Below are 23494 nucleotides of genomic sequence, written 5' to 3' on the forward strand. Positions count from 1 at the left end.
GGGCGCGTTTGCTGCGACACTTCTCCGCCATGACCTCCGATTCCCGAACCCGCTCGAACCCGTCGCAAGCCTCGCTGTTCGGCGACGCCGCATCCACACCGGCCCAAGCCATGACCAATCAGCCGCGCTCCGCCGGCGCCGATATCCAGCCGACGCTCGAAGCCCAATTCGCCGCGTTGCCGAGCGCATGGCGCAAGCATCTGCAGCCTTTCATCGACAGCGACGCGTACGCGCCCCTGTGCCGTTTCGTCGACGGTGAGCGCGCCGCCGGCAAAATCGTCTACCCCGCTGACGTTTTCCGTGCGCTGCGCCTGACCAGCCCCGATGACGTCAAGGTCGTGATCCTCGGCCAGGACCCGTATCACGGCGAAGATCGCGGCACGCCGCAAGCGCACGGACTCGCGTTTTCCGTCGCGCCGAAGGTGCGCACGCCGCCGTCGCTACGCAATATCTTCAAGGAAATTGCCGCGAGTCTCGGCCACGAACCGCCGCGTCACGGTTGTCTCGACACGTGGGCGAAGCAAGGCGTGCTGCTGCTGAACACGGTGCTGACCGTCGAACGCGACAGCGCGGCGAGTCACGCAAAACGCGGCTGGGAGAAATGCACGGACACGCTGATCCATGAACTGGCGATGCGCCACGAGGGCCTCGTGTTCATGCTGTGGGGCGCGCATGCGCAAGCCAAGCGCGCGCTGGTCGGCGGCAAGTCGCATTACGTGCTGGAAGCGCCGCATCCATCGCCGCTGTCCGCGCATCGCGGCTTTCTCGGCTGTGGGCATTTCGCGAAGGCAAACGAATATCTCGTGAAGCACGGTCGCGATCCGATCGACTGGCGTCTGCCCGACGAAGCGCAAATGCTGGCGTGATGGCGCGGACCGCGTCGCAATAGAAAAAACGCCACGGACTCACGTCCGTGGCGTTTTTCATTGCATCGCCAGCTGCTGCCTTGAAGCGTCACAGCGGCGGCACAGCGGTGTGACGGCAGACCTTACGCTGTGGCGATCGCTTCGCGTGCGGAAGCCAGCGCGGCACCCGCTGCGTCCGGGCCCATGTTCAGGCCTTCAGCGTAGATGAAGTTCAAGTCGGTTACGCCGAGGAAGCTCAGGAAGCTCTTCAGATACGGCGTCTGGCTGTCGTTCGGCGTGCCGAGGTACTTACCGCCGCGAGCCGACACGACGTAAACCTTCTTGCCCTTCACCAGACCTTCCGGGCCGTTCGCCGTGTACCGGAACGTGATGCCAGCGCGTGCGATGAAGTCGAAGTACGTCTTGAGCTGCGACGAGATGCCGAAGTTGTACATCGGTGCGCCGATCACGACGATGTCGGCTGCTTGCAGTTCGGCGATCAGCGCTTCGCTGCGTGCGGCGATTGCGGCTTGCTCGGCCGTGCGCTCGTCAGCCGGCGTGAAGAACGCGCCGAGCACGGCGTCGTCCAGATGCGGCAGCGGCTCTGCTTGCAGATTACGGACGACGACTTGCGCGCCCGGATTCGATTGTTGCAGCTTGGCGGTCAGCTCGTTGACGAGCAACGTCGAGTTCGCGCCTTGCGAGCGGGCTGCCGAGTTGATTTGCAGGATCGTGGTCATGGTTGACTCCAGTTGGGGGCGCGCAGTGTTGCGCGAGTGGAGCCATTGTGTTTTTTTACCGATCCGGGAAAAAGCCATCCGGCGGCGAAGGATTGTTGCACTGATAGAACAATCCGACGCCCTCGCCTGCCCATTTAGGCCAGCCCGGACTACGGTCAGCCCGCCAGCCAGTGCTCGCGCGCTTTGCGCGCGGCGGTCCGCTTGTCGCTGACCGAGAGTTTGTAGCGCGACGTCTCGGGCCCATCGAGCTTGACTTGCGTGGTGCGCAACTCATCGCGGCGGAACGCGTGGACTTCCACTTTCGCGCCCGGCTCGTAGCGCGCAAGCAGGCCGTCAAGATTCGAGCCAGTCACGCGCAGACCGTCGAGCGCGATCAGCACGTCGCCGGCCGAGAGCCCGGCCTTTTGTGCCGCGCTGTCTTCGTGAACTGCCGCCAGCGTGCAATCCGCGCAGCCGCGCAGCCGCACACCGAGCGACGGCTTGCCGTTCTTGTCCAGATCGGGTGCAAGCGATACACCGAACGGCGCGAGCAGCGCGTCGAGCGGCAGATCGCGCGTGCCATGCACGGCGTCGGCGAACACGCTGTCCAGTTGTGCGCCGGTCGCTTCGGCGAAAATTGCTTCAGTCTCGCCCTCATCGACGCCGACCGGCTTGCCGCGATAAAAATCACGCCCGAAGCGCCGCCACAGCAGACGCATCACGTCGTCGAGCGATTTGCGGTTGCGGGTCTGTGCGCGAATCGTCAGATCGAACGCGAGCGCGACGAGCGAGCCCTTCGTGTAGTAGCTGACGATCGCGTTCGGTGCGTTCTCGTCCTGCCGGTAGTACTTGATCCACGCGTCGAACGAGCTTTCGGCGACGGTCTGCTTCAGGCGGCCGCTGCCCCGCTGCACGCCGCCGATCACCTTGCCGAGCAAGCCGAAATAGTCGTCCTGCGAAATCAGGCCGCTGCGCACCAGAATCAGATCGTCGTAGTACGACGTGAAGCCCTCGAACAGCCACAGCAACGACGTGTAGTTCTCGACGCGCAGGTCATATGGCGCGAACACAGCCGGCTTGATGCGCTTCACGTTCCAGGTGTGGAAATACTCGTGGCTGCACAGGCCAAGGTAGGTCCGATAGCCTTCGCTCATCGCGTCGCGCCCCTGCACCGGCAGATCGCCGCGATTGCAGATCAGCGCCGTCGAAGCGCGGTGTTCCAGGCCACCGTAACCGTCGGTGACTGCCTGCGTCATGAACACGTAGCGATCGAACGGCGCTTTCTTCGTCTTCGGCTCGAACACCGCGATCTGCGCTTCGCAAATGCGTTTGAGGTCCGCGCACAGGCGCGCCATGTCGAGCCCGATCACACGCCCGGCGATCACGACGTCGTGCGGCACGCCATGCGCGTTGAAGGTCGCCAGCGCGAACTCGCCGAGCGTAACCGGATGGTCGATCAACTCGTCATAGTTCTGCGCGCGGTACTCGCCAAAGCCGTAGCGCTTGGTGCCGCGCGCTTCCGGCAGCGCGGTCGCGACGCGCCAGTTGCGATACGCCGCGCCTTGCGGCTTCTGGATATCCACCACGCACTGCGCTTCTTCGTGACCGAGCGGCGACAGGAATACGCTCGTACCGTTGAAAAAGCCCGTCGTATCGTCCAGATGCGCGGCGCGCACCGACAGGTCCCACGCGTACACCTCGTAGCGCAGCGTCAGCGCGCCTTTGACCGGCGCGGCCTGCCACGTGTGCTTGTCGATCTTTTCCATCCGCACCTTGCGGCCCACGTCGTTGATCGCGCGCAGCGTGACGATGTTGCGCGCGAACTCGCGCACCATGTAGCTGCCCGGAATCCACGCTGGCAGTGAGAAACGCTGGCCGGCCGGATCGGGATCGGCGACGGTCACGGTGACTTCGAACAGGTGGGCGGCGGGTTGACTGGGAACAATGGTGTAGCGGATCGGCTTCATCGGCGGCGGCCAGGAGATTGAGGCGGTGAAGTTCGGGGCTGCATACGACAGGAGGCGCACTATGCGCCTCCTGGTTCGGTGGGTGGTGTGGGGCTTAGTGGACTGCGGAGATTTCCCTGTCCAGCCGCTCCGCCGGCACGGCGCCCGGCAGGCGGCGGCCGTCGGCGAGGAACACCGTGGGCGTGCCCTCGACATTCATCGCATGGCCGAGCGCGAGGTTCTTGTCGATCGCGGCGGTGTCGCACGTACCGGCGGCGGTGGGCGCCTGACGGTCCTGCATCCACGACTCCCAGGCCTTGGCGCGATCCGTCGAACACCAGATCGACTTCGACTTGGCCGTCGAGTCCGGCGACAGAACCGGGTACAGGAACGTGTACACCGTCACGTTGTCGATCGACTTCAGCGATGTTTCCAACTGCTTGCAATACGGGCAGTTCGGATCGGAGAACACGGCGATCTTGCGCGCGCCGTTGCCTCGCACGACCTTCACCGCGTTCGCAAACGGCAGGCTGGCGAAATCGATGCGGTTGGTCTCCGACAGACGCGCTTCGGTCAGATTCTTGCGGGTCTTGGCGTCGAGCATGTCGCCGAGCATCAGGTAATCGCCGTTCGCGTCGCTATAGATGATCTGCGTGCCGAGGTTCACTTCGTACAGGCCGGCGATCGGCGACCTCGTGATGCTCTTGATCGTCACGTCGGCCAGCCGCGTTTGCAGCGTGGCTTTGAGCTTGTCGGTGGTCTGGTCGGCCTGTGCGGAACAGCCGAGCGTGACGGCGGCGATCGCGAGCGCGCCGGCTACCATGCGGAAGGTTTTTTTCATGCTGTGTTCCTGAGTTCGAGCGCGCATCTTGCGCGTTGTATCACGTGTCCGCCCGGAGGAACGGCGTTCGTCCGCCGTTCGTCCGCTTATGATACCCGTGTCGCCGGCCACGGCGGCCAGCGCGCTGCGTTCGCTGCGTTACCCCAGCGCGGCCGACACCAGCCAGCGCTTGATGAGCGGCTGCGCGCCGACGAAGGCCAAGCCGGTATTGCGTATCGCCTTGGCGAACGGTCCAGGCACGGAGAAGAGTCTTTGCAGCCCGTCCGTGGCGATCATCAGCGCGCGGATATCTTCGCGGCGCGCTCGCTCGTAGCGGCGCAGCAGTACCATGTCGCCCAGATCGCGAAACGATTCCTTGCCGGCGACCGTGTCGGCAAGCGCCGCGACGTCGCGCAAACCGAGGTTCATGCCTTGCCCCGCCAGCGGATGAATCAGATGCGCCGCATCGCCGACCAGCGCGACGCGCGGCGCCACCAGCCGGTCCACCGTTTGCAGCGCTAGCGGGAAGCCTTGCGCGGGCGTCACGCATTCGAGCGCACCGAACTGGCCGCCGCTCACGCGCTCCACTTCGGCGGCGAGTTGCGCGGGATCGAGCGCGAGCAGTTGCTCGGCGTGCTCCGTGCGCGCCGACCAGACGAGCGACACGTAGCCGTCCGGCATCGGCAGCAGCGCGATGATCTCGCCGTCCCTGAACCATTGGTAAGCGGTTTCGCCGTGCGGCTTGCCGGCCTTGAAATTGCCGACCACGCCGGTTTGCCGGTAATCGCGCCGCACCATCTTCGAGCCGATCTGCGCCCGCACCCACGAGTGCGCGCCGTCCGCGCCGACCACCAGATCGGCCTCGAGCACGTTGCCGTTCGCAAGACCGACGCTGGCGCCGTCCGCGGCAAAGTCGAGCGCCTGCGCGCGCGCGTCGATCCAGGTGAGATTCGGCTGGAAGCGCAGCGCCGCATCGAGCGCGCGCTCGATCACCGACGACTCGACGATCCACGCCAGTTGCGGCACCGAAGCCTGAAACGCGGAGAAATGCAGTTCGGCGTGCGCGTCGCCGTAGACGCGCATGTCGTAGACGGGGCCGAGCCGCGACAGATCGAGTGCCTGCCAGACCCGTAACCGTTCCAGCAGCGCCTGGGAACTCGACGATAGCGCGTAGACCCGCGAGTCGAAGGCGGCGCCGGCGGGCAGCGCGCACGGTTGCGCGAGCAGCGCCACGCGCAGTCCGCCTTGCGTGAGTGCGAGCGCCGCGGTCTTGCCGACGAGCCCGCCGCCGACCACGGCGGCATCAAAGGTCTGGTGGTGTGGGTTCATCCGCGCATTATAGCTGCGGGGGTTGCGAGGGACGGATCGGCGCGTGCGGCATTTGCGCCCGAGAAATCGAAGGACGTCCGCTGCTTTGCGCCCGCCGTGAGCGCCGCATTCGCCTTGCGCAGACGCATGAACGCGGCGTCGGACGACAGGATGCGCGATGCCCCTCGCCCATCGGGCCCACTCTCCCGCTGCCGCCGGTAAGCCGATCCGAACGGGTTACAATTGCGGTTTCCGTGAAAACTTGCACTCGATCGTCGGGCCAACGCCCCGATCCGGTGACTTGTCCCGCTCCGCCGCGTTTGCCCCGCCGCGCCTTCGCGCAGGCTTCCCGAATCCGCACCCAGCGTCGAGCGCATCACACAACTTACTGATTCACTGAAGGATTTTCATGAGCCTCCAATGCGGCATCGTCGGCCTGCCTAACGTCGGCAAGTCCACCCTGTTCAACGCGCTGACCAAGGCGGGCATTTCCGCCGAAAACTATCCGTTCTGCACGATCGAGCCGAACGTCGGCGTCGTCGAAGTGCCAGACGCGCGGCTGAAGGCGCTGGCCGAAATCGTCAAGCCGGAGCGCATCCTGCCGGCGGTGGTGGAGTTCGTCGACATCGCCGGTCTGGTGGCGGGCGCCAGCAAGGGCGAAGGCCTCGGCAACCAGTTCCTCGCGAACATTCGCGAAACCGATGCAATCACGCACGTGGTGCGCTGCTTCGAAGACGACAACGTGATTCACGTCGCGAACAAGATCGATCCGCTGTCGGATATCGAAGTGATCAACACCGAGCTCGCGCTCGCCGACCTCGCGACCGTCGAGAAGGCGCTCGCGCGCTATTCGAAGGCCGCCAAGTCGGGCAACGACAAGGAGGCCGCCCGCAATGTCGCGGTGCTGGAAAAGGTCCGCGCCCAGCTCGACCAGGCCAGGCCGGTCCGTGCGCTCGATCTGTCGGACGAAGAAAAGGCCACGCTCAAGCCGTTCTGCCTGATCACGGCGAAGCCCACCATGTACGTGGCGAACGTGAAGGAAGACGGCTTCGAAAACAATCCGCACCTGGAAGCGGTGCAGAAATTCGCGGCTACGGAGAACGCGCCGGTCGTGGCCGTGTGCGCGGCGATCGAAGCCGACATCGCCGACCTCGATGAAGCCGACATGGAAGTGTTCCTTGCCGACATGGGCATGCACGAGCCGGGTTTGAACCGCGTGATTCGCGCGGGCTTCAAGCTGCTGGGCCTGCAAACCTATTTCACGGCCGGCGTGAAGGAAGTGCGCGCGTGGACGATCCACATCGGCGACACCGCGCCGCAAGCGGCCGGCGCGATTCACACCGACTTCGAACGCGGCTTCATTCGCGCGCAGACGATCTCGTTCAACGACTTCATCACCTACAAGGGCGAACAAGGCGCGAAGGAAGCCGGCAAGATGCGCGCGGAAGGCAAGGAATACATCGTGCACGACGGCGACGTGATGAACTTCCTGTTCAGCCGCACATAAAGGGGTATGGACATCCACCCGAGAACCTGGTGCCTATGGACATATGCCATGGGTCACCACATCTGGTTTATGGCACGCTGATTCCGTCGCAGGCTCCCAATCGATGATTGGCGCCTCTTTGGCCGCACTATGGACGACATTTCGAGAATCTCGTCGTGAGGTTTTCGAGGATTTCAGGCTTTTCATATCACTGGATAGTTCAGCGCCTCAGCTGGACCGAGCCTCAGATTTTGGCAATCTTCGCTTCGAACTTGTCTACAAATCGATGCCACGGATGTACCAGGCTGGCCACACGAACGGCGATTCCATGTCCGTGAATCTGCTTCAGCGAGGTAACGGGCACGGGCATATCTTCCTCGCGTGCAGCCCCGGCGAGCAGGCGTGCAGCACTGGCTCCCCAGACCGTACTCATGGCAACGCCACGTCCCGAATAAACCCCGGCGAAGAGCAGGTTAGGCCCGAGGGTCATCAGTCGCGGAATACGGTCAGGAACCACAGCGAGGGTGCCTTCCCAATACGCCGCGGCCTTCAGGCCCTTAAACTGCGGGAACACAGCCCGGAATTTCTGCATGACCGCAGTCTGACCTCGCTGCGCAGCGTCGTGCCAGAGCGTATGGGTTCCGATTGCTTCGAGCCTGCCTTCGCTGTCGTAGCGGCACGCGAAGAGGTCTCTTCGGGTGTCGGAGACACCCTCATTTCCAGGAAGCACACTCTTGCGCTGAAGTTCGCTCAACGGTTCGGTGGCGACCTGGTAAATTCGCACTGGTATCAGCGAGCGGCGTAGCCCTGGCCAGAAATTCCCAGTCAGGGCGTTCGTAGTTATCAGGACACCCTTCGCCAAGACTTCGCCAGTAGAGGTTCGAACTCGCCATCTGCTTCCATCCCGAACCAGGGAAGTCACCCCAGACGTCTCAAAGAGGCGAATACCTTCACTAGCGGCTCCCCGCGCTAGTCCTCTGCAAAGGGCGTACGGGTTTAGATGGCCGGCATTGATTGCCTTCCATCCTCCCAGATAGTTAGCGCTTCCCATTCGCTCACCAAAGGCGTCGCGGTCGAGCCACTCCACCGAAGCGCCAAAACTTTTCCACTCCTCATAAAAGACTCGCCCCCTTTCCCGCGCCCGTGTGGAATGGCAGGCCTGCATCCAGCCGTTGCGTACCGAGTCACATGAAATGTCGTAGCGGTCGATTAAATCGAAAAGCTTCATCGGAGCCGTTGCAACGAGCCCGTTATATCTTTGGCCGCGAACGGGACCCAGCAGATGCTCAATCTCACTGGGGCTAGCCTTCGAATGATGAGGGATGACTTGACCGTTGTTGCGTCCCGACGCAGCTTGGCCAATGCTGTCTTGTTCGAGCACGACCACCGACGCACCGAGACCTGCCAATTCGATGGCTGCGTTCAAACCAGACAAGCCTCCACCAACGACAACGTAGTCAGCAGACTGGGGCTCGGTGAGGGTTGGATAACATACCGTTGCCTCCCTGGAGACTTTGTGCCAATGATGCTCGACCTGTTTCATTGTCCATCTCCCGACGGAATTCATGACCAAGCTGGTCTACTGCCAAGTCTTGGGGATAGCCCCGTTTCCAGGTCGCTCGTACGCTGAGGGCGCCTGTAGCCGTCTGAATGAGTCTCTCAAGACCCGACGGGAGGCTGTCTCGGTTCGATTCAATGCGCGTTATCGAGCCGCACACTAACGAGCACCGATGTCTTGGAACAGCCGTGGCGCGCGCTTGTCGCCTGGAAACCGCGGCTCAGTCGGAAGGCGTTGTCCGGAACAACCGACCGAACGTTGCGCACCAAGGTGACCGTCGCGCAAGAGGCGGCCAGACGAAGCGACCACCGGGAGCGGGGTATTAGGCAGCGTTCTGGACAGTGAATAGCCGCCCAAATTGCGGCAACTCGTCCTTCACCCCGCCGAGCCGTAACGCATGCCATGCCATTGCGTGATTGCTGGACGTTACGGGCTTGCCCAGTTCGCGCTCGATTTCTGCGACCTGGTCGGCCAACCGCACCGAAGTGCACGAGACGAACACTGCGTCGACGTCATCATGCCTGCCGAGCTCGAGAACTGCAGCGCGAACAGATTGCGCATCGATTCGCGCAACTTCATTGTCGTCAGAGTGCTCGAACGAACCCATTCGTACGACATTGATACCGCGCGCAACAAGGTAGTCTTTCATCGACTCGGTAATCTCGCGCAGATAGGGCGTCAGCAGCGCGACCCGCTTTGCGCCCAATGAGTTCAGCGCAAGCCGCGCAGCAGTAATGGGGGTCGTGCACGCGGCATCCGGCCGCGACTCCCAGATTCGGTTTATCACATGGGACTCGCCTAGCACCATGGACGCGGACGTACAGCCAAATGCCACAACATCGAGCCGCTCACCCGGCCGGATGAGCGCAACGCCTGGCGCAATCAGGTGGTCCATCTCTTTAAGCGTTGCGGGCGTGATTTCTGCCGAATTCAAGATTCGGCTTTCGTAAAAGCCGACACCGTCAATGGCCAGCAGCTTGCGCCATTCGTATTCAATCGTATGGTCCGTCGCCAGCACGACCAGACCGATTGCGGCGCGGTGAGAAATTCCCGCATCCAGGGCGAAATCGAGCTTCACATAGCGCTCGGCATCTTCGAGAGTTTCCATATTCTGCCTATTCACGTTGTCAGATTGTCCTGCTCGCAAACTCAGGTCTGAAGATGCGGTCCGCTCCGGCTGCATACGCCCATCAGACCGCGGCGATGACTCCAATTTCCACGGTGTACTGAGGGAATGCGAGCTTCGATTCGACACAGGCGCGCGCCGGCGCTTCGCCTTCCGGAACCCAGGCGTCCCACACCTCGTTCATCTCGTTGAACGTCTTATAGTCGGCAAGCCAGATGCTTGCGGAGAGAACCTTTGTCTTGTCCGCGCCGACCTGCTGAAGCAACCTGTCAATCTTCGCGAGAATCTGCATGGTCTGCCCTTTTATGTCCTGGCTCGGGTCGTCGGCGACTTGCCCGGCGAGGAACGCGAACCCGTTGTGGACGACTGCCTGGCTCATTCGCTTGCCGTTCTCGTAACGCTTGATTTGCATAATCCCTCCGATCGGGTGATGTGAAAGTTCAATTAGCCTAACGCACATCACACACAATTGTCGACACTTTTATCGACACATCCCAGGAAAATCCCGGGTTAGCGATACCTCCCATTGCATTGGTTTTCTGTTCGTCATATACAACAGTGTCGACACTTCGAACACGGTCACCACCGTGTCACGCGGCGGCGCGATGCAGCGAGCAGCCGCAGCGGTACGAAGTCATTCAACGTTTCACATCGAGGACGTTATGAAGGTCATTGTGCTTGGCGGCGGTGTGGTCGGAGTCACTACTGCGTATCAGTTGCAAAGGGATGGACATGACGTCACTGTCGTTGACAGGCAATCTGTTGTCGCGGGTGAAACCAGCTGGGGAAACGCAGGAATGGTGGCACCCGGGCATTCTTTCGTCTGGTCGTCACCGAAGGCGCCGATGATTTTGCTGAAATCGCTCGTGCAAAAGGACCAGGCACTGCGGTTTAAATTTTCCGCGGACCCGAAGCTCTACACCTGGTCATGGCTCTTCCTGATGGAGTGCAATGCGCAGAAGGCTCGGCGTAATACTTTGCTCAAACATCGACTCGCTGCGTACTCACAGTCTGTCTTGCAGGACGTCATCAAGACGGAATCTGTCAGCTACGACCGCAACGACCGGGGCATCATCTACTTTCATCGGAGCCAGGAAGCCCTCGACCGCGGCGTTGCCCAGATGAAGCTTCTGGAATCGGACGGCCAGATCATCAAGGTCTTGAGCCGAAACGAAGTTGTCGCGCTCGACCCCTCGCTCACCTCGGCGAAAGATGAAATCGTCGGCGCAATACACTGCCCGACGGATGAAACGGGCGACCCCGCAAAGTTCACGCGAGCGCTGGCGGACATCATCGTCTCTCGAGGCGCGACCGTTCTCACCGAAACAAACATTCAAGGTTTGGATGTCGCAGGCGGCCAAATCGCCGGCGTGCGAACGAACAAGGGCGTCCTGAAAGGCGACGCTTATGTACTCGCGTTAGGCAGCTACAGTCCGATTCTCGCGCGCCAAATCGGCATTGCCCTGCCCATCTACCCCGTGAAGGGCTACTCTCTGACGGTGCCCATCGAAGGCCACGCGCATGCTCCCAATGTGGCCGTCGTCGACGAACACAACCTTGTCGCTATCTCTCGATTTGGTGACCGGATTCGCGTTACAGCTACGGCAGAGTTTGCTGGCTATGACACCACGCATAAGCCGTCTGACTTCACATTCATGAAGCGTGTAACGCAGGAACTCTATCCTGACGGGGGCAACTACGGCCGTGCCGAGATGTGGGCAGGCCTGCGGCCGATGACGCCCAATAATTTGCCGTTCTTCGGCCAGAAGAAGTATCCGAACCTTTTCCTGAACACAGGACATGGCCACATCGGTTGGACAATGTCCCACGGGTCGGCACGCATCACGGCAGACCTGATTGCCCGGCGTACGCCAGAGATTCCGATGGAAGGTCTGCTTGCATGACTCCCCACCACCACACACCACATCTCCTGCAGTCTGCTCGCAGGCTCGCCCCCTGCCGATAACAGCGCTGTCATCGACGGCACGGTGCCTTTGGAAGGTTTCTCGGGCCACTTCCGGCTCCAGGCAGTGGGAAAAATTCGGTTCCCGCGCGCTCGGTAGCCTGGGGCTGTCAAACAGTGGGCGATGCAGACTCAGTCCTGGTCACGGGGCAACATCATCGGGCCAGGCGGGTGGCGTTGCGCGCATCCGGCACGCGCGGCAGTTCACAGCGTGATATAGAATACAGTGTTGCCGACACTTTTCGCCCGCTACGGATGCATTACCGGAAGTAGAAGCACATGCAGTGCGCGCACGCTTCTTAGCAACGCGTTCGCCACAGAACGAGAATCGTCCGAAAGTAAGCCTGGGGAGCGGCAGGTACTCAGCAATAGACAAAGGTGCAACGCGCGCCAGGAAGGAAAGTCACCATGGCAGGCTACTCTTCTCTCATCCGGGACTCGAAACCGCGTGTCCGGGAGACCAGCGCTCCCAAACGCGCCGGGCTCACCGTCAACGACCTGTACGAGCACCTGAAGGAAATGGCGGTCTTGTACACAATTCGCCCAGGTGAACGGGTGAACGAACTCGAGCTTGCCGAGAGATTCGACGTCAGCCGCACTCCACTTCGTGAAGCTCTAAACCGACTGGTCGCAGAAAACCTGCTGACCTTCGTCCCCAATCGAGGGTTCTTCGTCCGCGAGCTGCACCGCCAGGACATCTTCGACTTGTTCGAACTTCGCCGGAGCATCGAAGCCTCGGCCGTGCAGCTTGCCGTCGAGCGTGCTGACGTCAAGGACGTGCGCGCATTGCGCAAGTTCTGGAAGGACACAATGAAGCACAAGGCACAGGCACCGGCAGCACAGCTGGTCGCGCGTGACGAGGAGTTCCATGTACGCCTGGTCGCTCTGTCCGGCAACAACGAAATGGTTCGCACGATGTACGGCATCAACGCTCGCATACACTTCGTTCGCTGGATTGACCTCGAGCAACGCGGACACGATGCCTTTGCCGAGCATCTCGATATTCTCGACGCCATCGAAGCTCGCGACGCAAAGCGCTGCCGTGAGCTGACTGAAACTCACATTACGTGGCGGATGGAAGAGATTGCCAAAGTGGTCGACGCGGGCGTCGTCAGACTCTTCTCCCGATAACAGCTAAGAAACGAACTCGCACTAAGCCGACGGTCAGGCCTTCATGATTTTTTCAGAAGGCCGATATGCCACCATCGACGGCGAGTTCGACCCCTCAACCTCCTGAGCGCATTACGCGCTGAACCGCAATAGTGTCGGTCGCTTCTCAAAGTGAGCTGACCAGGTGGCCTCCATCGACCGCGACGACCGAACCCGTCATGAACGAGGAGCAACTGGATGCCAACATGAGGAGCGGACCGTCGAGTTCCGATAGAGCTCCAAGCCGGCGCATGGGGATGCGCTTGATGAGTTGGGCTCCTGCGTCGGTCTCAAAGAAATCGCGATTCAGGTCGGTTTCGAAATACCCCGGCGCAAGAGCGTTGACTCGGATTCGGTAGCGAGCGAGCTCCAAAGCCAACGCTTTGGTGAGTTGAATCACGCCTGCCTTGCAGACAGCGTATGCCGTGACCTGCTGCGCCACGCGCAAACCGAGGATGGATGCAATGTTGATTACGTTTCCCGCGACCTCCGAGTCTTTCAACATCGTTGCGTAGGCTCGAGTCATCTTCCACACGCCATTGAGATTGACCTCGAGCGTCTGGTTCCATGACTCGTCCGTTGCAGCGAGCACGGGAGAATGATGAGCAACCCCGGCGTTGTTGACGAGCACCGCCGGAGGTCCGAAGCGCTCATTCACTTCTTGCAAGCAACGTGCAATCGAGTCGGTACCGGTGACATCCAACTCGAAAGCTTGCGCAGTATAGCCCTCCTCGCAAAGAGCGCTGGCATGACCGGTGCCAAGCGCAATGCGACGCCCGCACATTGCAACCTGGCACCCTTGCGCCGCCAGCGTTTTGGAGAAGTGAAGTCCTAGTCCGCTGAACGCGCCCGTCACCAACACTGTTTTGCCCGTCAGTTCGAAGTCAAATGGCATGGCTGTCCTTTTTTCGCAATCACGCGACCTGCTCAAGTTCAATGACGGACGGTTTGGACAACTGAGCGACGGCGTTGGTCCACTCAGCGTCAACCGACTTGAAGTTGCGCTCCTTGACGTGCCCGTACCCGCGAATTTTCTCGACCATCGTCGCGGCTCGTATCACAGCCTGGTAGTTTCGCGAATTGCCGTGGCGAAGAATCTCGTCGACCGTCTGCTCGTAGCGAGCAATCAAACCGCGCTCCATCCTGCGCTCGGCGGTGTAGCCGAAGATGTCGAGCGGCGTGCCCCGCAGTACCTTGAGCGGTGCAAGCAGGCGGAACGCAGGAAGTACCCATGCCCCGTATTCCTTCTTGCGCGGCTCCCCGGTCAGCTCGTCCTTGCGTGCGACCAGCGGCGGTGCCAGATTGAACGAGATTCGGAAGTTGCCGTCGAATTGCTGTTTGAGGCTTTCGACAAACTCGGGCGACGAATGGAGCCTTGCAACTTCGTATTCGTCCTTGTAGGCCAGGACCTTGAAATAGCTGTTGGCGACCGCTCGAGTAACGGTGTCCTGACGCGGCGAAACCTTCCGCTCCCAGTCGCGGACCCGGCTCACGAGCGCACGGAAACGTTCCCCGTAAGCTGCGTTTTGGTACTCAGTCAGGAACTTCACCTTGCGCTCGATGAGTTCGTCGAGTGAAGTCGAAATACGCAGCGACTCGCGAACCGGCTTTGCTGCAACCAGCGCCCGCTCAGCAGAACTCGGAGACAGCGCCGCACGTCGTCCCCAGAGAAACGCTTCCTTGTTCATCTTCACGCCGGCTCCGTTCAGTTCGATAGCAGCGTCAATTGCGTCGGAGCCAATCGGGATGAGGCCCCGCTGAAAAGCGTAGCCGAGCATGAACATGTTTCCGGCAATTGTGTCGCCGAAGACGTTGAGCGCATATTTCGTCGCGTCTACGAACTCGACATACTCGCTGCCAACGGCTTTCCTGATGCTGTCGCACAGTTCCGAAGCCGGAAACTTGAGATCAGGGTGTCGAGTGAACTCGCCCGTCATGACTTCATGCGTATTGATGAGCATGCGAGTCGAGCCCTTACGCGTCGCGGCGAGCGTCTTTCGACTGGCCGCGACGACCATGTCACAGCCGAGAATTGCATCGGCACCGCCCGCAGCAATCCGGATGGCCTTGATATCCGCCGGACTCTTGCCGAATCGGAGGTGCGACCACACCGAGCCGCCCTTCTGGGCGAGACCGGCCATGTCGAGAATCCCGCAACCCTTGCCTTCGAGGTGCGCGGCCATGCCGAGGATTGCACCGATAGTCACGACACCAGTGCCCCCCACGCCCGTCACGATGATGGAATACACACCATCTTCGAGAGACGGAAGTTGCGGCTCAACCAAGGCCGGAAAAAACTCGACATTCGGTTTGACTGTTCCGGCCTTCCGCAAGCTGCCGCCGTGGACCGTGACAAAGCTCGGGCAGAAGCCGTTGTTGCACGAATAATCCTTGTTACACGCCGACTGGTCGATTTCGCGCTTGCGCCCGAATTCCGTCTCGAGAGGCAAAAGCGACACACAGTTGGATTTGACGCCGCAGTCGCCGCAACCCTCGCAAACCAAGTCATTGATGACAAGACGCTTGGCCGGGTCGGGAAACTGCTTGCGTTTGCGACGCCTGCGCTTCTCTGCGGCGCAGGTCTGGTCATAGACGAGCGCCGTCACGCCGGGGATGTCTCGAAGTTCTTCCTGTACCTTCTGCAGCTCAGACCGGTGGTGAATTGTGACGCCCTTAGCCCAGCCAGCGTCGGCCGGGTACTTCGAGGGGTCATCCGTCACGACAGCAATCCTCTTCACACCTTCGGCGTGGACCTGAGTCGTGATGGTCATCGGATTGAGCGTACCGTCGTGGCGCTGGCCACCAGTCATCGCCACCGCATCGTTGTAGAGAATCTTGAACGTGATGTTCGTTTTCGCCGCGACCGCTGCCCGAACAGCAAGCAGCCCAGAGTGGAAATACGTCCCGTCACCCATGTTCTGGAACATGTGCTGCCGCTTCGAGAACGGTGCTTCTCCGACCCATGCCATTCCCTCGGCGCCCATCTGCGTGTAACCCAGCGTGTTGCGGTCCATCGTCTGCGCCATCCAGCTGCAGCCGATACCGGCGTATGCCTTGCTGCCTTCCGGAATAATGGTCGACGAGTTATGAGGACAGCCGCTACAGAAGTAGAAGCTGCGCAGCATGGCTTCGGGCGCGAACTCGACTTTGCTCAGTTCGGTGAGGAACGAAACACGGTCGGTGATGCGCTTGTCGCCGGTACGTTGCGCGAGCCTTTGTCCCAGCGCGATAGCGACCTCAAGCGAGTTCAGCGACATCTCGACAGCGAATAGCTTCTTGCCATTCTCATCGTGCTTGCCGATGACGACAGGCGCATTGGGCTCCCGATACAGGAAGTCCTTGACCTGGAACTCAAGAAGGCTTCGCTTTTCTTCAATGACCATGAGCAGGTCGAGGCCAGCGGCAAACTCACGAAGCCCTTCCGGTTCGAGAGGCCAGGTGCACGCGACCTTGTAAATGGACACGCCCATGGACTCGAGCTCGGCCGCTGAAATCTCGAGGTCGTCGATGGCTTGCAATAGGTCCAGGTAGCTCTTGCCGTGCGTGACGATACCAATTCGCGCGCCCGGTTTGCCCAACGTAACCCGATCGAGGTGGTTGGCGCGAACGAAAGCACGAACAGCATCGAGCTTGTAATTGTGAAGGCGGAATTCCTGTTCCTGCGGGGTATCGGGCTGACGAACATTGAGGCCGCCCGCGGGCATCGGGACCGCCTCGGGCAGCACCGGTGCCACACGATTGAGCTCAACGTCGATTGCCGCTGACGCGTCTGCCGTGTCTTTCACGCACTTGAGGCCAACCCAGCACCCGGAGTACCGCGACAACGCCCAGCCATACAGACCATAGTCGAGGATTTCCTGCACGCCGCTCGGGCTCAAAACAGGAATGCACGCATCGACTAATGCGAACTCGGACTGGTGACATGTCGTCGACGACTCGCAAGTGTGGTCATCGCCCATCAATAGCAGGACACCGCCGTGCTTTGAGCTACCGGCCAGATTTGCGTGGCGGAAGGCGTCACCGCTTCGGTCAACGCCCGGGCCTTTGCCGTACCAGATTCCGAAGACGCCATCGTATTTGCCTTCGCCAGTCAGCTCGGCCTGCTGACTTCCCCAGACAGCGGATGCTGCGAGGTCCTCGTTCACCCCAGGCACGAAAACGACGTTCGCTTCGCCTAGAAACTTCTTGGCCTTGCCTAACTCGGCGTCATAGGTGCCGAGCGGCGAACCACGATAGCCCGAGATGTACCCGGCCGTGTTCAGGCCGTTCGCCTTGTCTCGGCGGTGCTGCATCAGAGGCAGCCGGACAAGTGCCTGGACGCCGGTCAGAAAAATCCGTCCGTCGTCGAGTGCGAACTTGTCGTCGAGGGTTACTTTGCGCAGAGTCACGATTCCTCCTTCGAGGCAACGCCTTCGGCTGATTGCTCTTGCCAGTCCCACATCGTACTTTCGGGCTCGAGAAGCGAGCGCGCCACGACCATCTTATGAACTTCCGAAGCGCCGTCGACGAGTCGCGCCTGACGGGCATACCGATACATCCACTCGAGGACAGTGTCCTTGGAATAACCTTTGGCACCGTGCAGTTGAATGGCGGTATCAATGACCTGATGCAACGTCTCGGAGGCCGCGATTTTGGCCATCGAAATTTCCGGCCGAGCGAAGTCCCCGGTGTCGAGGCACCAAGCGGCACGCATGGTTAGCAGGCGAGCCACGTCCAGCTTCATTGCGGCTTCACCAAGCATCCATTGGACGCCCTCGCGCGCTGAGAGCAGGTCTGCACCAGTTCTTCTGAAATTGACGTGGCCGACAGCGAGCTCAAGGGCTCGGCGCGCCATACCATTCCACCGCATACAGTGAGTCAGGCGGGCGGTACCCAGCCGGATTTGGGTGGCTTTCAGACCATCGCCGACTTCCATCAGTCGATGTTCGTCCGGAATCTCGAGACCATCGAACTCGATTTCGCAATGACCACCGTGCTCCTCCGGTCCCATAATCGGGATGCGCCGAACGATACGCCAACCCGGCGTGTCCGCGTGGAAGAGGAATGCAGAGAGACCCTTGCGCGAATCGGAAGAGGTGCGCGCAATGAGGATGAAGTGGGTCGCTACCTCTGCGCCGGTGATGAACCATTTGCGCCCGCGAATCACCCATTTGTCGCCTGAGCGTTGCGCCGTCGTCAGCATCATCGACGGGTCGGAGCCAGCGCCGGGAGCCGGTTCTGTCATCGCGAACGCGGAGCGAACTTTGCCATCGATGATGGGCTGCAGCCACTGGTCCTTTTGAGCCGGCGTCGCGACCTTGTTGAGGAGAATCATGTTGCCGTCGTCCGGCGCGGCTGAGTTGAACACGACCGGTCCGAAAATCGAACGGTTCATCTCCTCGTAGCAGACTGCCATCCGCGCGACGGACAACCCACCACCGCCGCGTTCGCGCGGCATCTGCAGCGCCCACATGCCGCTTTCGCGAGCTCGAGCGCGCAGTTCCTCGAGCAGTCCCTCTTCAATGTTTTCGTGCTCATCGTAGGATTCGGAACGCGATTCGAGAGGAATGAGAACATCGTCGACGAAACTGCGAATCTGGTCGCGCAACTTGCGCGTGGTGCTGTCAATCGAGAAATCCATTTTCAGTGCGCCTGTGAGGAGTTTTTGACGAATTGTTCGAGGACCCGCGGGTTGTCGACCAGGAGTTGTCGAACCAGCCGCTTGCGAAGACTCAAGACCAACGTTTCGCGCATCGCGGAGCCTTCATCGAACTGCCCCGCACGGATGCCGCACACCACCGCAGCGTCATCCAGCAAGTCGTCGGCACACGTGAAGCCAGAGCTGTCGTGCTCTGAAACGCCAAAATGTCGCGCGACGATGCGCAAAGCATTGGCAACCATCAAGGCGTTGTAGCGGCCGTGCTTTGTCAGAGCGGGAACGACCTCGCTGGTCAACGTGCTTTGCGCAATGTCGAGGAGGTCGACCATCTTCTTCGTGGCATCCATCAGCGAATCTCCAGAAGGTTCAGCGCTTCCAAAGCGAGGGCCGACACGAGACGACCCGATAGCGCGAGCTCAAGGCTGCGCTGAGCGCCAGATACATGGCGCTGCTCCTGATGAAGCGCGATGACTGCCCACTTGACCTGCGCAAGGGCTTGCCAGTCGAGCAGCTCAGCAGGCTCAACGCGGCGCCTTGTTGCTTCGTGGTATCCGTCCAGAAAGTTCTGGAGCGGACCGACACCGCCGCCGCCCATCTCGTTACGGCCAAAGCGCCAGCACGGAGCGGTAAACCACCCCAGGTCTTCATTGGGATGCCCCCATCCGGAGAACTCCCAATCCAAAATTGCCGTCACGCGACCCTCGTCGACCATGTAGTTGCCGGTCCGATAGTCGCCGTGACAGAAAACCGCCTCCGTTACGCCGCCCAGCCTTACTTCCAGTTCGCGCAGGCACAACTCGAGCGCGGGATGAGGTTCTGGTTGATCATCGAGCTGTTTGCGAATATGGTCAATCGATGCAGACGCGGGAAATCGGGGAGGCTCACCAAAGACGGCGCGTGCATGATTGGCCGGCGTACGGTGCACGGTGCCGAGAAGCACACCGAGTTCGAATGAGAGTGCCTCGCGGTTGGGCACATACTCGTCGTTCTTTGCGAGCAGATGGCCAGCGGTGATGCCGGACACGAATTCCAGAATGAAGAACGGCTTCCCGATGACACGTGGGTCATTACAAAAGCCCTCGGGCCGCGCCACGCGTGCACCGTTCTCAAACGCCAACCGGTAACGGTAAAACTCTTCCTCTCGCGTACAACTTGTCGGAATAGCCGCGTCCGCATCGGTACGTAGGACCAGCGAGGAGCCATCGGTCATTTCGAGCCGCCAGTTCTCCTGGATTGCACCACCGGACAATCGCGATGCCCGGGCGACCCGCGAATCCGAGATGTCGTGCAGGGCTAGCCACTTGCCGACCCGCGCGAGCGCGCCGTCATCCGCCAGACCTTCAATGCCAATAGATTCGCGGCTCGGAACTGTCGATTCATGCAGCAGTCCTGAGACCGCATTCTTCGTATTCTCAAGCTTGCTCATACACAACTCCTGCAATGGGGCGTCATGGCCGCAATGACGGTCTTGGACCAGCCCTGGCCACCATCAAGTCCCCGCCTGCGCGTGAACACCGAACTCGACGAGTGAGACAGCTTGTCCACCGGAATGAGGAAATGGTGGCGCTGCCTGCGTATTGACGCAGCGACCACCAACCTGACTTTTGCGAGTTGTCGCTAATGCGGGCGTCCACCGAGATAGAGTCTGCGCATCTCGTCACTCTCCAGCAACTCCGACGCCTTGCCCTCGAGGGCGACCTGGCCCATTGAGAGCACGTAGGTTCGGTCGGATATGCGCAGAGCTTCCGTCGCATTCTGCTCGACCATCAACACACCGATACGCTCCGTGTTCCGCAGTTCGACGATGGCATTGAATACCTCGCCGAGCATCTTCGGAGAGAGCCCGGCCGACGGCTCATCGAGAAGCAGAAAACGCGGACGAGGCATCAGCGCACGGGCAAGCGACAGAATCTGGCGTTCTCCGCCAGACAAGCTGGATGCACGTGCACGTAACTTCCGCTTGAGGACTGGGTACGCGATGCACAGTTCATCAAGTCGCTGCTTTTTGTCATGCTCCTGCATGAACTGACCACCCAAGACCAGGTTCTCCCATACCGAGAGTGACCCGAAGACGTTATCCGTTTGTGGAACGAAGCCGATGTCGTGCTTCCTGACCTTCTTGAAGACAGGGACCTGACCGATATTTTTCTCGTCCAGGGTGATTGTTCCTTCGCGCGGATGCAGGAAGCCGGCAACGGTCTTGAGTAATGTCGATTTCCCGCAGCCATTCGGACCGAGGATTGTGACGATTTCCAACTGCTTCGCGATGATTGAAATGCCGCGAAGGATGTCCACATCGCGTGTGTAACCGGCGACGACGTTGTTGACGGCAATCATGCAGTCACCCCCGCGACCTGGTATTGGCCACTCGGCTTCTTGCCAAGGTAAGCCTCCACAACACTTTCGTGGCTCTCGAGTTCGCACGGGAGGCAGTCCGCAACCGTTTTGCCTTTGTCCAGCACGACGCAACGGCTACACGTTTCCGAGATGAAGTGCATATCGTGCTCAATAATGACGAGCGTGATGCCTTGCTCGTTGATGCGCTTGAGTGTCGATACAAGCTCCGCGCGCAAATTGGGGTGAACGCCGGCCATTGGCTCATCGAGCAGAAGCAGCGCGGGTTGCTCCATCATCGCGCACGCGATGCCGAGCAACTTTTTCTGGCCACCAGAGATGGACGCGGCGGGAAGGTGCGCCACCTTCGTGAGTAGCAATTCTGCGAGGAGATGCTGGGCTCGCGAGCGTGTGTCGCGCTCAAGCCTGCGAGTCGAACCCGACCTGCAGAACGTGCTAAACAGGCCGTGCTTCTGAATCGACGCTGCCATCACCACTTCTTCTACGCTCATGCGGGTGGGCATCGACGGCAGCTGAAACGTCCGGCGCACGCCTTTCGCAGCAATCTCATGCGACGACATACCGTTGACCGGCTCTCCACGGATTTCGATAAGACCGTTATCGATGGGACAGTAGCCGGTGATAGTGTTGAGCACCGTGCTCTTGCCGCAACCGTTCGGTCCGAGCAGGCCTACGATTTCGCCCGCCCGTACCTGAAAGCTAAGGCCAGTCAGTACGGTATTGCCGCCAAAGGACTTGTGAACGTCGTGCAAGCGAAGCATTGTGTTCATGTAGCGCTCCGGATTTTTTCGGGAAGCAGGCCAGCAGGACGAACCAGAAGACAGGCAAGGAGGACGACGCCGATGGTGCCCAATCGGACTGCGCCTGCAATGTCGCTGTTGATATTGAGGTAGTCCTTCGCAAACGGGACCGCGCTATAGATGATTTCGACGAGAAGCGCACCAAGCACGACACCAAGGTTGTTACCAAGGCCGCCAATCATCACCATCGTCCAGATGACGAAGGTCTCGGAAGCGAGCATGTAGTCAGGGCCAACGAAGCTCATGTAGTGGGCTAGCAATGAACCACCAACCGACGCAAGCGCCGCGCTTGTCACCGTCGCCTTGACCTTGAGCGGAACGAGCTGGTAGCCAAGACTGGCAGCGAGCGCCGGCTCCTCCCGCATCAACCTGATGGCACGACCGAAACGTCCGCGTGTCAGTCGAACGCAGGCAAATAAGGCGACCGTGACCATCGCCAGTGCGAGCAGGAAGAATGCGAGGTCATTCTGGACGCCAGACGCGCTCCTGAAGAGAGTCGGCACCCCGCTCATACCTTGGGCGCCTCCTGTCAACCAGTTCTCGTTGAGCGCAACCGTGCGGATTAACTCCGCGATGGCGAGCGTGGCAATGGCCCAATAGTCTGATGCGAGGTTTCGACCCAACCGCGCCATAGCAAAACCCACGGCCATCGCGACTGCGGCTCCGAGGAGCATACCCACTGGTGCGGGGTATCCAAGCGACGACATGATGGCCGACGAATATGCACCGACGCCCGCAAATGCCACGAAGCCGAAGTTCAAGAGACCCGCGAAGCCTGCCTGGAGATTGAGCGCCAATGCGAGCAACGCATACACGCAGCTGAGCGTCGCGACGTGAAGAAGGAAGCTAGACACGACGCACCTCCCGGTCGAAGAGTCCGTACGGCTTGAAAAGCAGCGCGATGAGCAGAATCAGGAATGATGCCGCACTGATGTACGTGACTGGCACATACACGTCGGACCTTCCAAACATCCATCCGAAGTCGAGATTGGTGACAAGCGTCTCAGCGATGGAAATCAGCAAGGCGCCAGCTGCGGCTCCGAGCGGGTTACCGAGCCCCCCGAGGATGGCCGCTGCAAACACGGGAAGTAACAGGTTCGTCCCGAGCCCCACATGGACCGTTTCGGTGAGCCCCAACATTGTTCCGCCCAGGGCTGCCAGAGCACCGCTAAGGAAGGTGATGCCATTGACCACCCGCGCACCGTCAACGCCCGTGGCCGCGGCAAGTGCGGGGTTCGACGACATGGCACGCATCGAACGGCCAACGCCCGTCTTGAACAGCAGAATTGCCAGCAACGCGACGCAGCCAAACCCGCAAGCAATCGACGTGATCTGGTCGACGGAGATGACCGTGGAGCCGAGGGTTATCGGACTCGACAGTCCCGACGAGTACCGCAAAGGACGCGAACCGGCGACGCCGAGAATGAACGCAATGACAATCATCGAGATGGCGAGCGAGCCAATCATTGCGATGGAGCTGCCAGAACGTAGAAGCCGTCGGAACACGAGCACGTTCAGCAGCACTGCGATGATGCCCGTTACTGCGCACGCACCAATCAGCGCTATCGAGAACGGCAATCCAGCGCGAGTCAGACCAAGCGTGGAGAAAGCACCTAGCATCGCGTATTGAACATGCGCAACGTTCGGAAATTTGACCAGCGAGTACACGACGCTCAGACCCACCGCCACCAGCATGATGTCCGAGGTGCGTATGAGTACATCGACGATGAATTGAAGCATGGGGTCCTCCTGAGGCGCCCGCGCTGCTGGCGCAGCGCGGC

The 23494-nt window shown here is 60.6% G+C and carries 20 protein-coding genes; 4 read left to right on the top strand and 16 right to left on the bottom strand.

Annotation, left to right across the window (positions count from 1 at the left end; all coding sequences use genetic code 11):
- Positions 1-29 precede the first annotated feature (29 nt).
- A complete protein-coding gene (locus BN2475_RS03770; protein ID WP_094778247.1) occupies positions 30-866 on the top strand; it encodes a uracil-DNA glycosylase in 837 nt (278 codons plus the stop codon).
- Positions 867-988: 122 nt separating this feature from the next.
- Here BN2475_RS03770 and BN2475_RS03775 read toward each other — a convergent pair whose 3' ends face one another.
- From BN2475_RS03775 to BN2475_RS03790, 4 genes are all read right to left on the bottom strand, one after another.
- Positions 989-1585, bottom strand: coding sequence for an FMN-dependent NADH-azoreductase (locus BN2475_RS03775; RefSeq protein WP_094778248.1), 597 nt, complete (start codon positions 1583-1585; stop codon positions 989-991).
- Positions 1586-1740: 155 nt separating this feature from the next.
- Positions 1741-3531: a M61 family metallopeptidase gene (locus BN2475_RS03780; protein ID WP_094778249.1), complete on the bottom strand. Its 1791-nt coding sequence runs from the start codon at positions 3529-3531 to the stop codon at positions 1741-1743.
- 94 nt (positions 3532-3625) lie between these two features.
- Complete coding sequence (locus BN2475_RS03785) at positions 3626-4351, bottom strand: DsbC family protein (protein ID WP_094778250.1); 726 nt, start codon at positions 4349-4351, stop codon at positions 3626-3628.
- A 138-nt stretch (positions 4352-4489) separates the two neighbouring features.
- Positions 4490-5659, bottom strand: a complete 1170-nt coding sequence (locus BN2475_RS03790) for a UbiH/UbiF family hydroxylase (protein WP_094778251.1) — start codon at positions 5657-5659, stop codon at positions 4490-4492.
- A 388-nt stretch (positions 5660-6047) separates the two neighbouring features.
- Here BN2475_RS03790 and ychF point away from each other — a divergent pair, with 388 nt between their 5' ends.
- The gene (gene ychF, locus BN2475_RS03795) at positions 6048-7145 is read left to right on the top strand and encodes a redox-regulated ATPase YchF (RefSeq protein ID WP_094778252.1); all 1098 of its coding nucleotides are present in this window, start codon (positions 6048-6050) and stop codon (positions 7143-7145) included.
- A 223-nt stretch (positions 7146-7368) separates the two neighbouring features.
- Here ychF and BN2475_RS03800 read toward each other — a convergent pair whose 3' ends face one another.
- The 3 genes from BN2475_RS03800 to BN2475_RS03810 form a co-directional block, all read right to left on the bottom strand.
- Positions 7369-8667 carry an NAD(P)/FAD-dependent oxidoreductase gene (locus tag BN2475_RS03800; RefSeq protein WP_159444520.1) on the bottom strand — a complete coding sequence of 433 codons (1299 nt, stop codon included), beginning with the start codon at positions 8665-8667 and terminating at the stop codon, positions 7369-7371.
- A 337-nt stretch (positions 8668-9004) separates the two neighbouring features.
- Complete coding sequence (locus tag BN2475_RS03805; protein ID WP_094778254.1) at positions 9005-9790, bottom strand: maleate cis-trans isomerase family protein; 786 nt, start codon at positions 9788-9790, stop codon at positions 9005-9007.
- Positions 9791-9872: 82 nt separating this feature from the next.
- Positions 9873-10220, bottom strand: coding sequence for a RidA family protein (locus BN2475_RS03810; protein WP_094778255.1), 348 nt, complete (start codon positions 10218-10220; stop codon positions 9873-9875).
- A 250-nt stretch (positions 10221-10470) separates the two neighbouring features.
- Between BN2475_RS03810 and BN2475_RS03815 the strand changes: the two genes are divergently transcribed.
- Positions 10471-11712 carry a D-amino acid dehydrogenase gene (locus BN2475_RS03815; RefSeq protein ID WP_094778256.1) on the top strand — a complete coding sequence of 414 codons (1242 nt, stop codon included), beginning with the start codon at positions 10471-10473 and terminating at the stop codon, positions 11710-11712.
- A 467-nt stretch (positions 11713-12179) separates the two neighbouring features.
- Positions 12180-12902: a GntR family transcriptional regulator gene (locus BN2475_RS03820; protein ID WP_094778257.1), complete on the top strand. Its 723-nt coding sequence runs from the start codon at positions 12180-12182 to the stop codon at positions 12900-12902.
- A 145-nt stretch (positions 12903-13047) separates the two neighbouring features.
- Here BN2475_RS03820 and BN2475_RS03825 read toward each other — a convergent pair whose 3' ends face one another.
- The 9 genes from BN2475_RS03825 to BN2475_RS03865 all read right to left on the bottom strand — a co-directional run bounded on the left by BN2475_RS03825 (position 13048) and on the right by BN2475_RS03865 (position 23453).
- Entirely contained in the window at positions 13048-13815 is a 768-nt protein-coding gene (locus BN2475_RS03825) for an SDR family NAD(P)-dependent oxidoreductase (protein WP_094778258.1), read from the bottom strand.
- Between the two features lie 19 nt (positions 13816-13834).
- On the bottom strand, positions 13835-17308 hold the full coding sequence (locus tag BN2475_RS03830; RefSeq protein ID WP_094778259.1) for an indolepyruvate ferredoxin oxidoreductase family protein: 3474 nt from the start codon (positions 17306-17308) through the stop codon (positions 13835-13837).
- On the bottom strand, positions 17305-18540 hold the full coding sequence (locus BN2475_RS03835) for an acyl-CoA dehydrogenase family protein (protein WP_094778260.1): 1236 nt from the start codon (positions 18538-18540) through the stop codon (positions 17305-17307). Before BN2475_RS03835 ends, BN2475_RS03830 begins: the two co-directional genes overlap by 4 nt.
- A gap of 2 nt (positions 18541-18542) precedes the next feature.
- Positions 18543-18905 (bottom strand): DUF6285 domain-containing protein, encoded by a 363-nt coding sequence (locus tag BN2475_RS03840; RefSeq protein WP_094778261.1) that lies wholly within the window; start codon positions 18903-18905, stop codon positions 18543-18545.
- Complete coding sequence (locus BN2475_RS03845; RefSeq protein ID WP_094778262.1) at positions 18905-19984, bottom strand: phosphotransferase family protein; 1080 nt, start codon at positions 19982-19984, stop codon at positions 18905-18907. The genes BN2475_RS03840 and BN2475_RS03845 overlap by 1 nt, the downstream gene beginning before the upstream one ends.
- A gap of 191 nt (positions 19985-20175) precedes the next feature.
- Positions 20176-20895, bottom strand: a complete 720-nt coding sequence (locus BN2475_RS03850; protein WP_094778263.1) for an ABC transporter ATP-binding protein — start codon at positions 20893-20895, stop codon at positions 20176-20178.
- The gene (locus BN2475_RS03855; protein WP_094778264.1) at positions 20892-21683 is read right to left on the bottom strand and encodes an ABC transporter ATP-binding protein; all 792 of its coding nucleotides are present in this window, start codon (positions 21681-21683) and stop codon (positions 20892-20894) included. Before BN2475_RS03855 ends, BN2475_RS03850 begins: the two co-directional genes overlap by 4 nt.
- Complete coding sequence (locus tag BN2475_RS03860; protein WP_094778265.1) at positions 21680-22567, bottom strand: branched-chain amino acid ABC transporter permease; 888 nt, start codon at positions 22565-22567, stop codon at positions 21680-21682. The genes BN2475_RS03855 and BN2475_RS03860 overlap by 4 nt, the downstream gene beginning before the upstream one ends.
- On the bottom strand, positions 22560-23453 hold the full coding sequence (locus tag BN2475_RS03865; protein ID WP_094778266.1) for a branched-chain amino acid ABC transporter permease: 894 nt from the start codon (positions 23451-23453) through the stop codon (positions 22560-22562). Before BN2475_RS03865 ends, BN2475_RS03860 begins: the two co-directional genes overlap by 8 nt.
- Positions 23454-23494: the final 41 nt, after the last annotated feature.

It is taken from the genome of Paraburkholderia ribeironis (assembly GCF_900019265.1).
GTDB classification, from domain to species: domain Bacteria; phylum Pseudomonadota; class Gammaproteobacteria; order Burkholderiales; family Burkholderiaceae; genus Paraburkholderia; species Paraburkholderia ribeironis.

Coding starts and splice junctions, on each gene's coding strand:
- BN2475_RS03865 (WP_094778266.1), bottom strand. CDS start 23,453: ATGCTTCAATTCATCGTCGATGTACTCATACGCACCTCGGACATCATG.
- BN2475_RS03800 (WP_159444520.1), bottom strand. CDS start 8,667: ATGAAACAGGTCGAGCATCATTGGCACAAAGTCTCCAGGGAGGCAACG.
- BN2475_RS03810 (WP_094778255.1), bottom strand. CDS start 10,220: ATGCAAATCAAGCGTTACGAGAACGGCAAGCGAATGAGCCAGGCAGTC.
- BN2475_RS03805 (WP_094778254.1), bottom strand. CDS start 9,790: ATGGAAACTCTCGAAGATGCCGAGCGCTATGTGAAGCTCGATTTCGCC.
- BN2475_RS03820 (WP_094778257.1), top strand. CDS start 12,180: ATGGCAGGCTACTCTTCTCTCATCCGGGACTCGAAACCGCGTGTCCGG.
- BN2475_RS03770 (WP_094778247.1), top strand. CDS start 30: ATGACCTCCGATTCCCGAACCCGCTCGAACCCGTCGCAAGCCTCGCTG.
- BN2475_RS03845 (WP_094778262.1), bottom strand. CDS start 19,984: ATGAGCAAGCTTGAGAATACGAAGAATGCGGTCTCAGGACTGCTGCAT.
- BN2475_RS03825 (WP_094778258.1), bottom strand. CDS start 13,815: ATGCCATTTGACTTCGAACTGACGGGCAAAACAGTGTTGGTGACGGGC.
- BN2475_RS03790 (WP_094778251.1), bottom strand. CDS start 5,659: ATGAACCCACACCACCAGACCTTTGATGCCGCCGTGGTCGGCGGCGGG.
- ychF (WP_094778252.1), top strand. CDS start 6,048: ATGAGCCTCCAATGCGGCATCGTCGGCCTGCCTAACGTCGGCAAGTCC.
- BN2475_RS03815 (WP_094778256.1), top strand. CDS start 10,471: ATGAAGGTCATTGTGCTTGGCGGCGGTGTGGTCGGAGTCACTACTGCG.
- BN2475_RS03850 (WP_094778263.1), bottom strand. CDS start 20,895: ATGATTGCCGTCAACAACGTCGTCGCCGGTTACACACGCGATGTGGAC.
- BN2475_RS03855 (WP_094778264.1), bottom strand. CDS start 21,683: ATGAACACAATGCTTCGCTTGCACGACGTTCACAAGTCCTTTGGCGGC.
- BN2475_RS03785 (WP_094778250.1), bottom strand. CDS start 4,351: ATGAAAAAAACCTTCCGCATGGTAGCCGGCGCGCTCGCGATCGCCGCC.
- BN2475_RS03780 (WP_094778249.1), bottom strand. CDS start 3,531: ATGAAGCCGATCCGCTACACCATTGTTCCCAGTCAACCCGCCGCCCAC.
- BN2475_RS03835 (WP_094778260.1), bottom strand. CDS start 18,540: ATGGATTTCTCGATTGACAGCACCACGCGCAAGTTGCGCGACCAGATT.
- BN2475_RS03840 (WP_094778261.1), bottom strand. CDS start 18,905: ATGGATGCCACGAAGAAGATGGTCGACCTCCTCGACATTGCGCAAAGC.
- BN2475_RS03775 (WP_094778248.1), bottom strand. CDS start 1,585: ATGACCACGATCCTGCAAATCAACTCGGCAGCCCGCTCGCAAGGCGCG.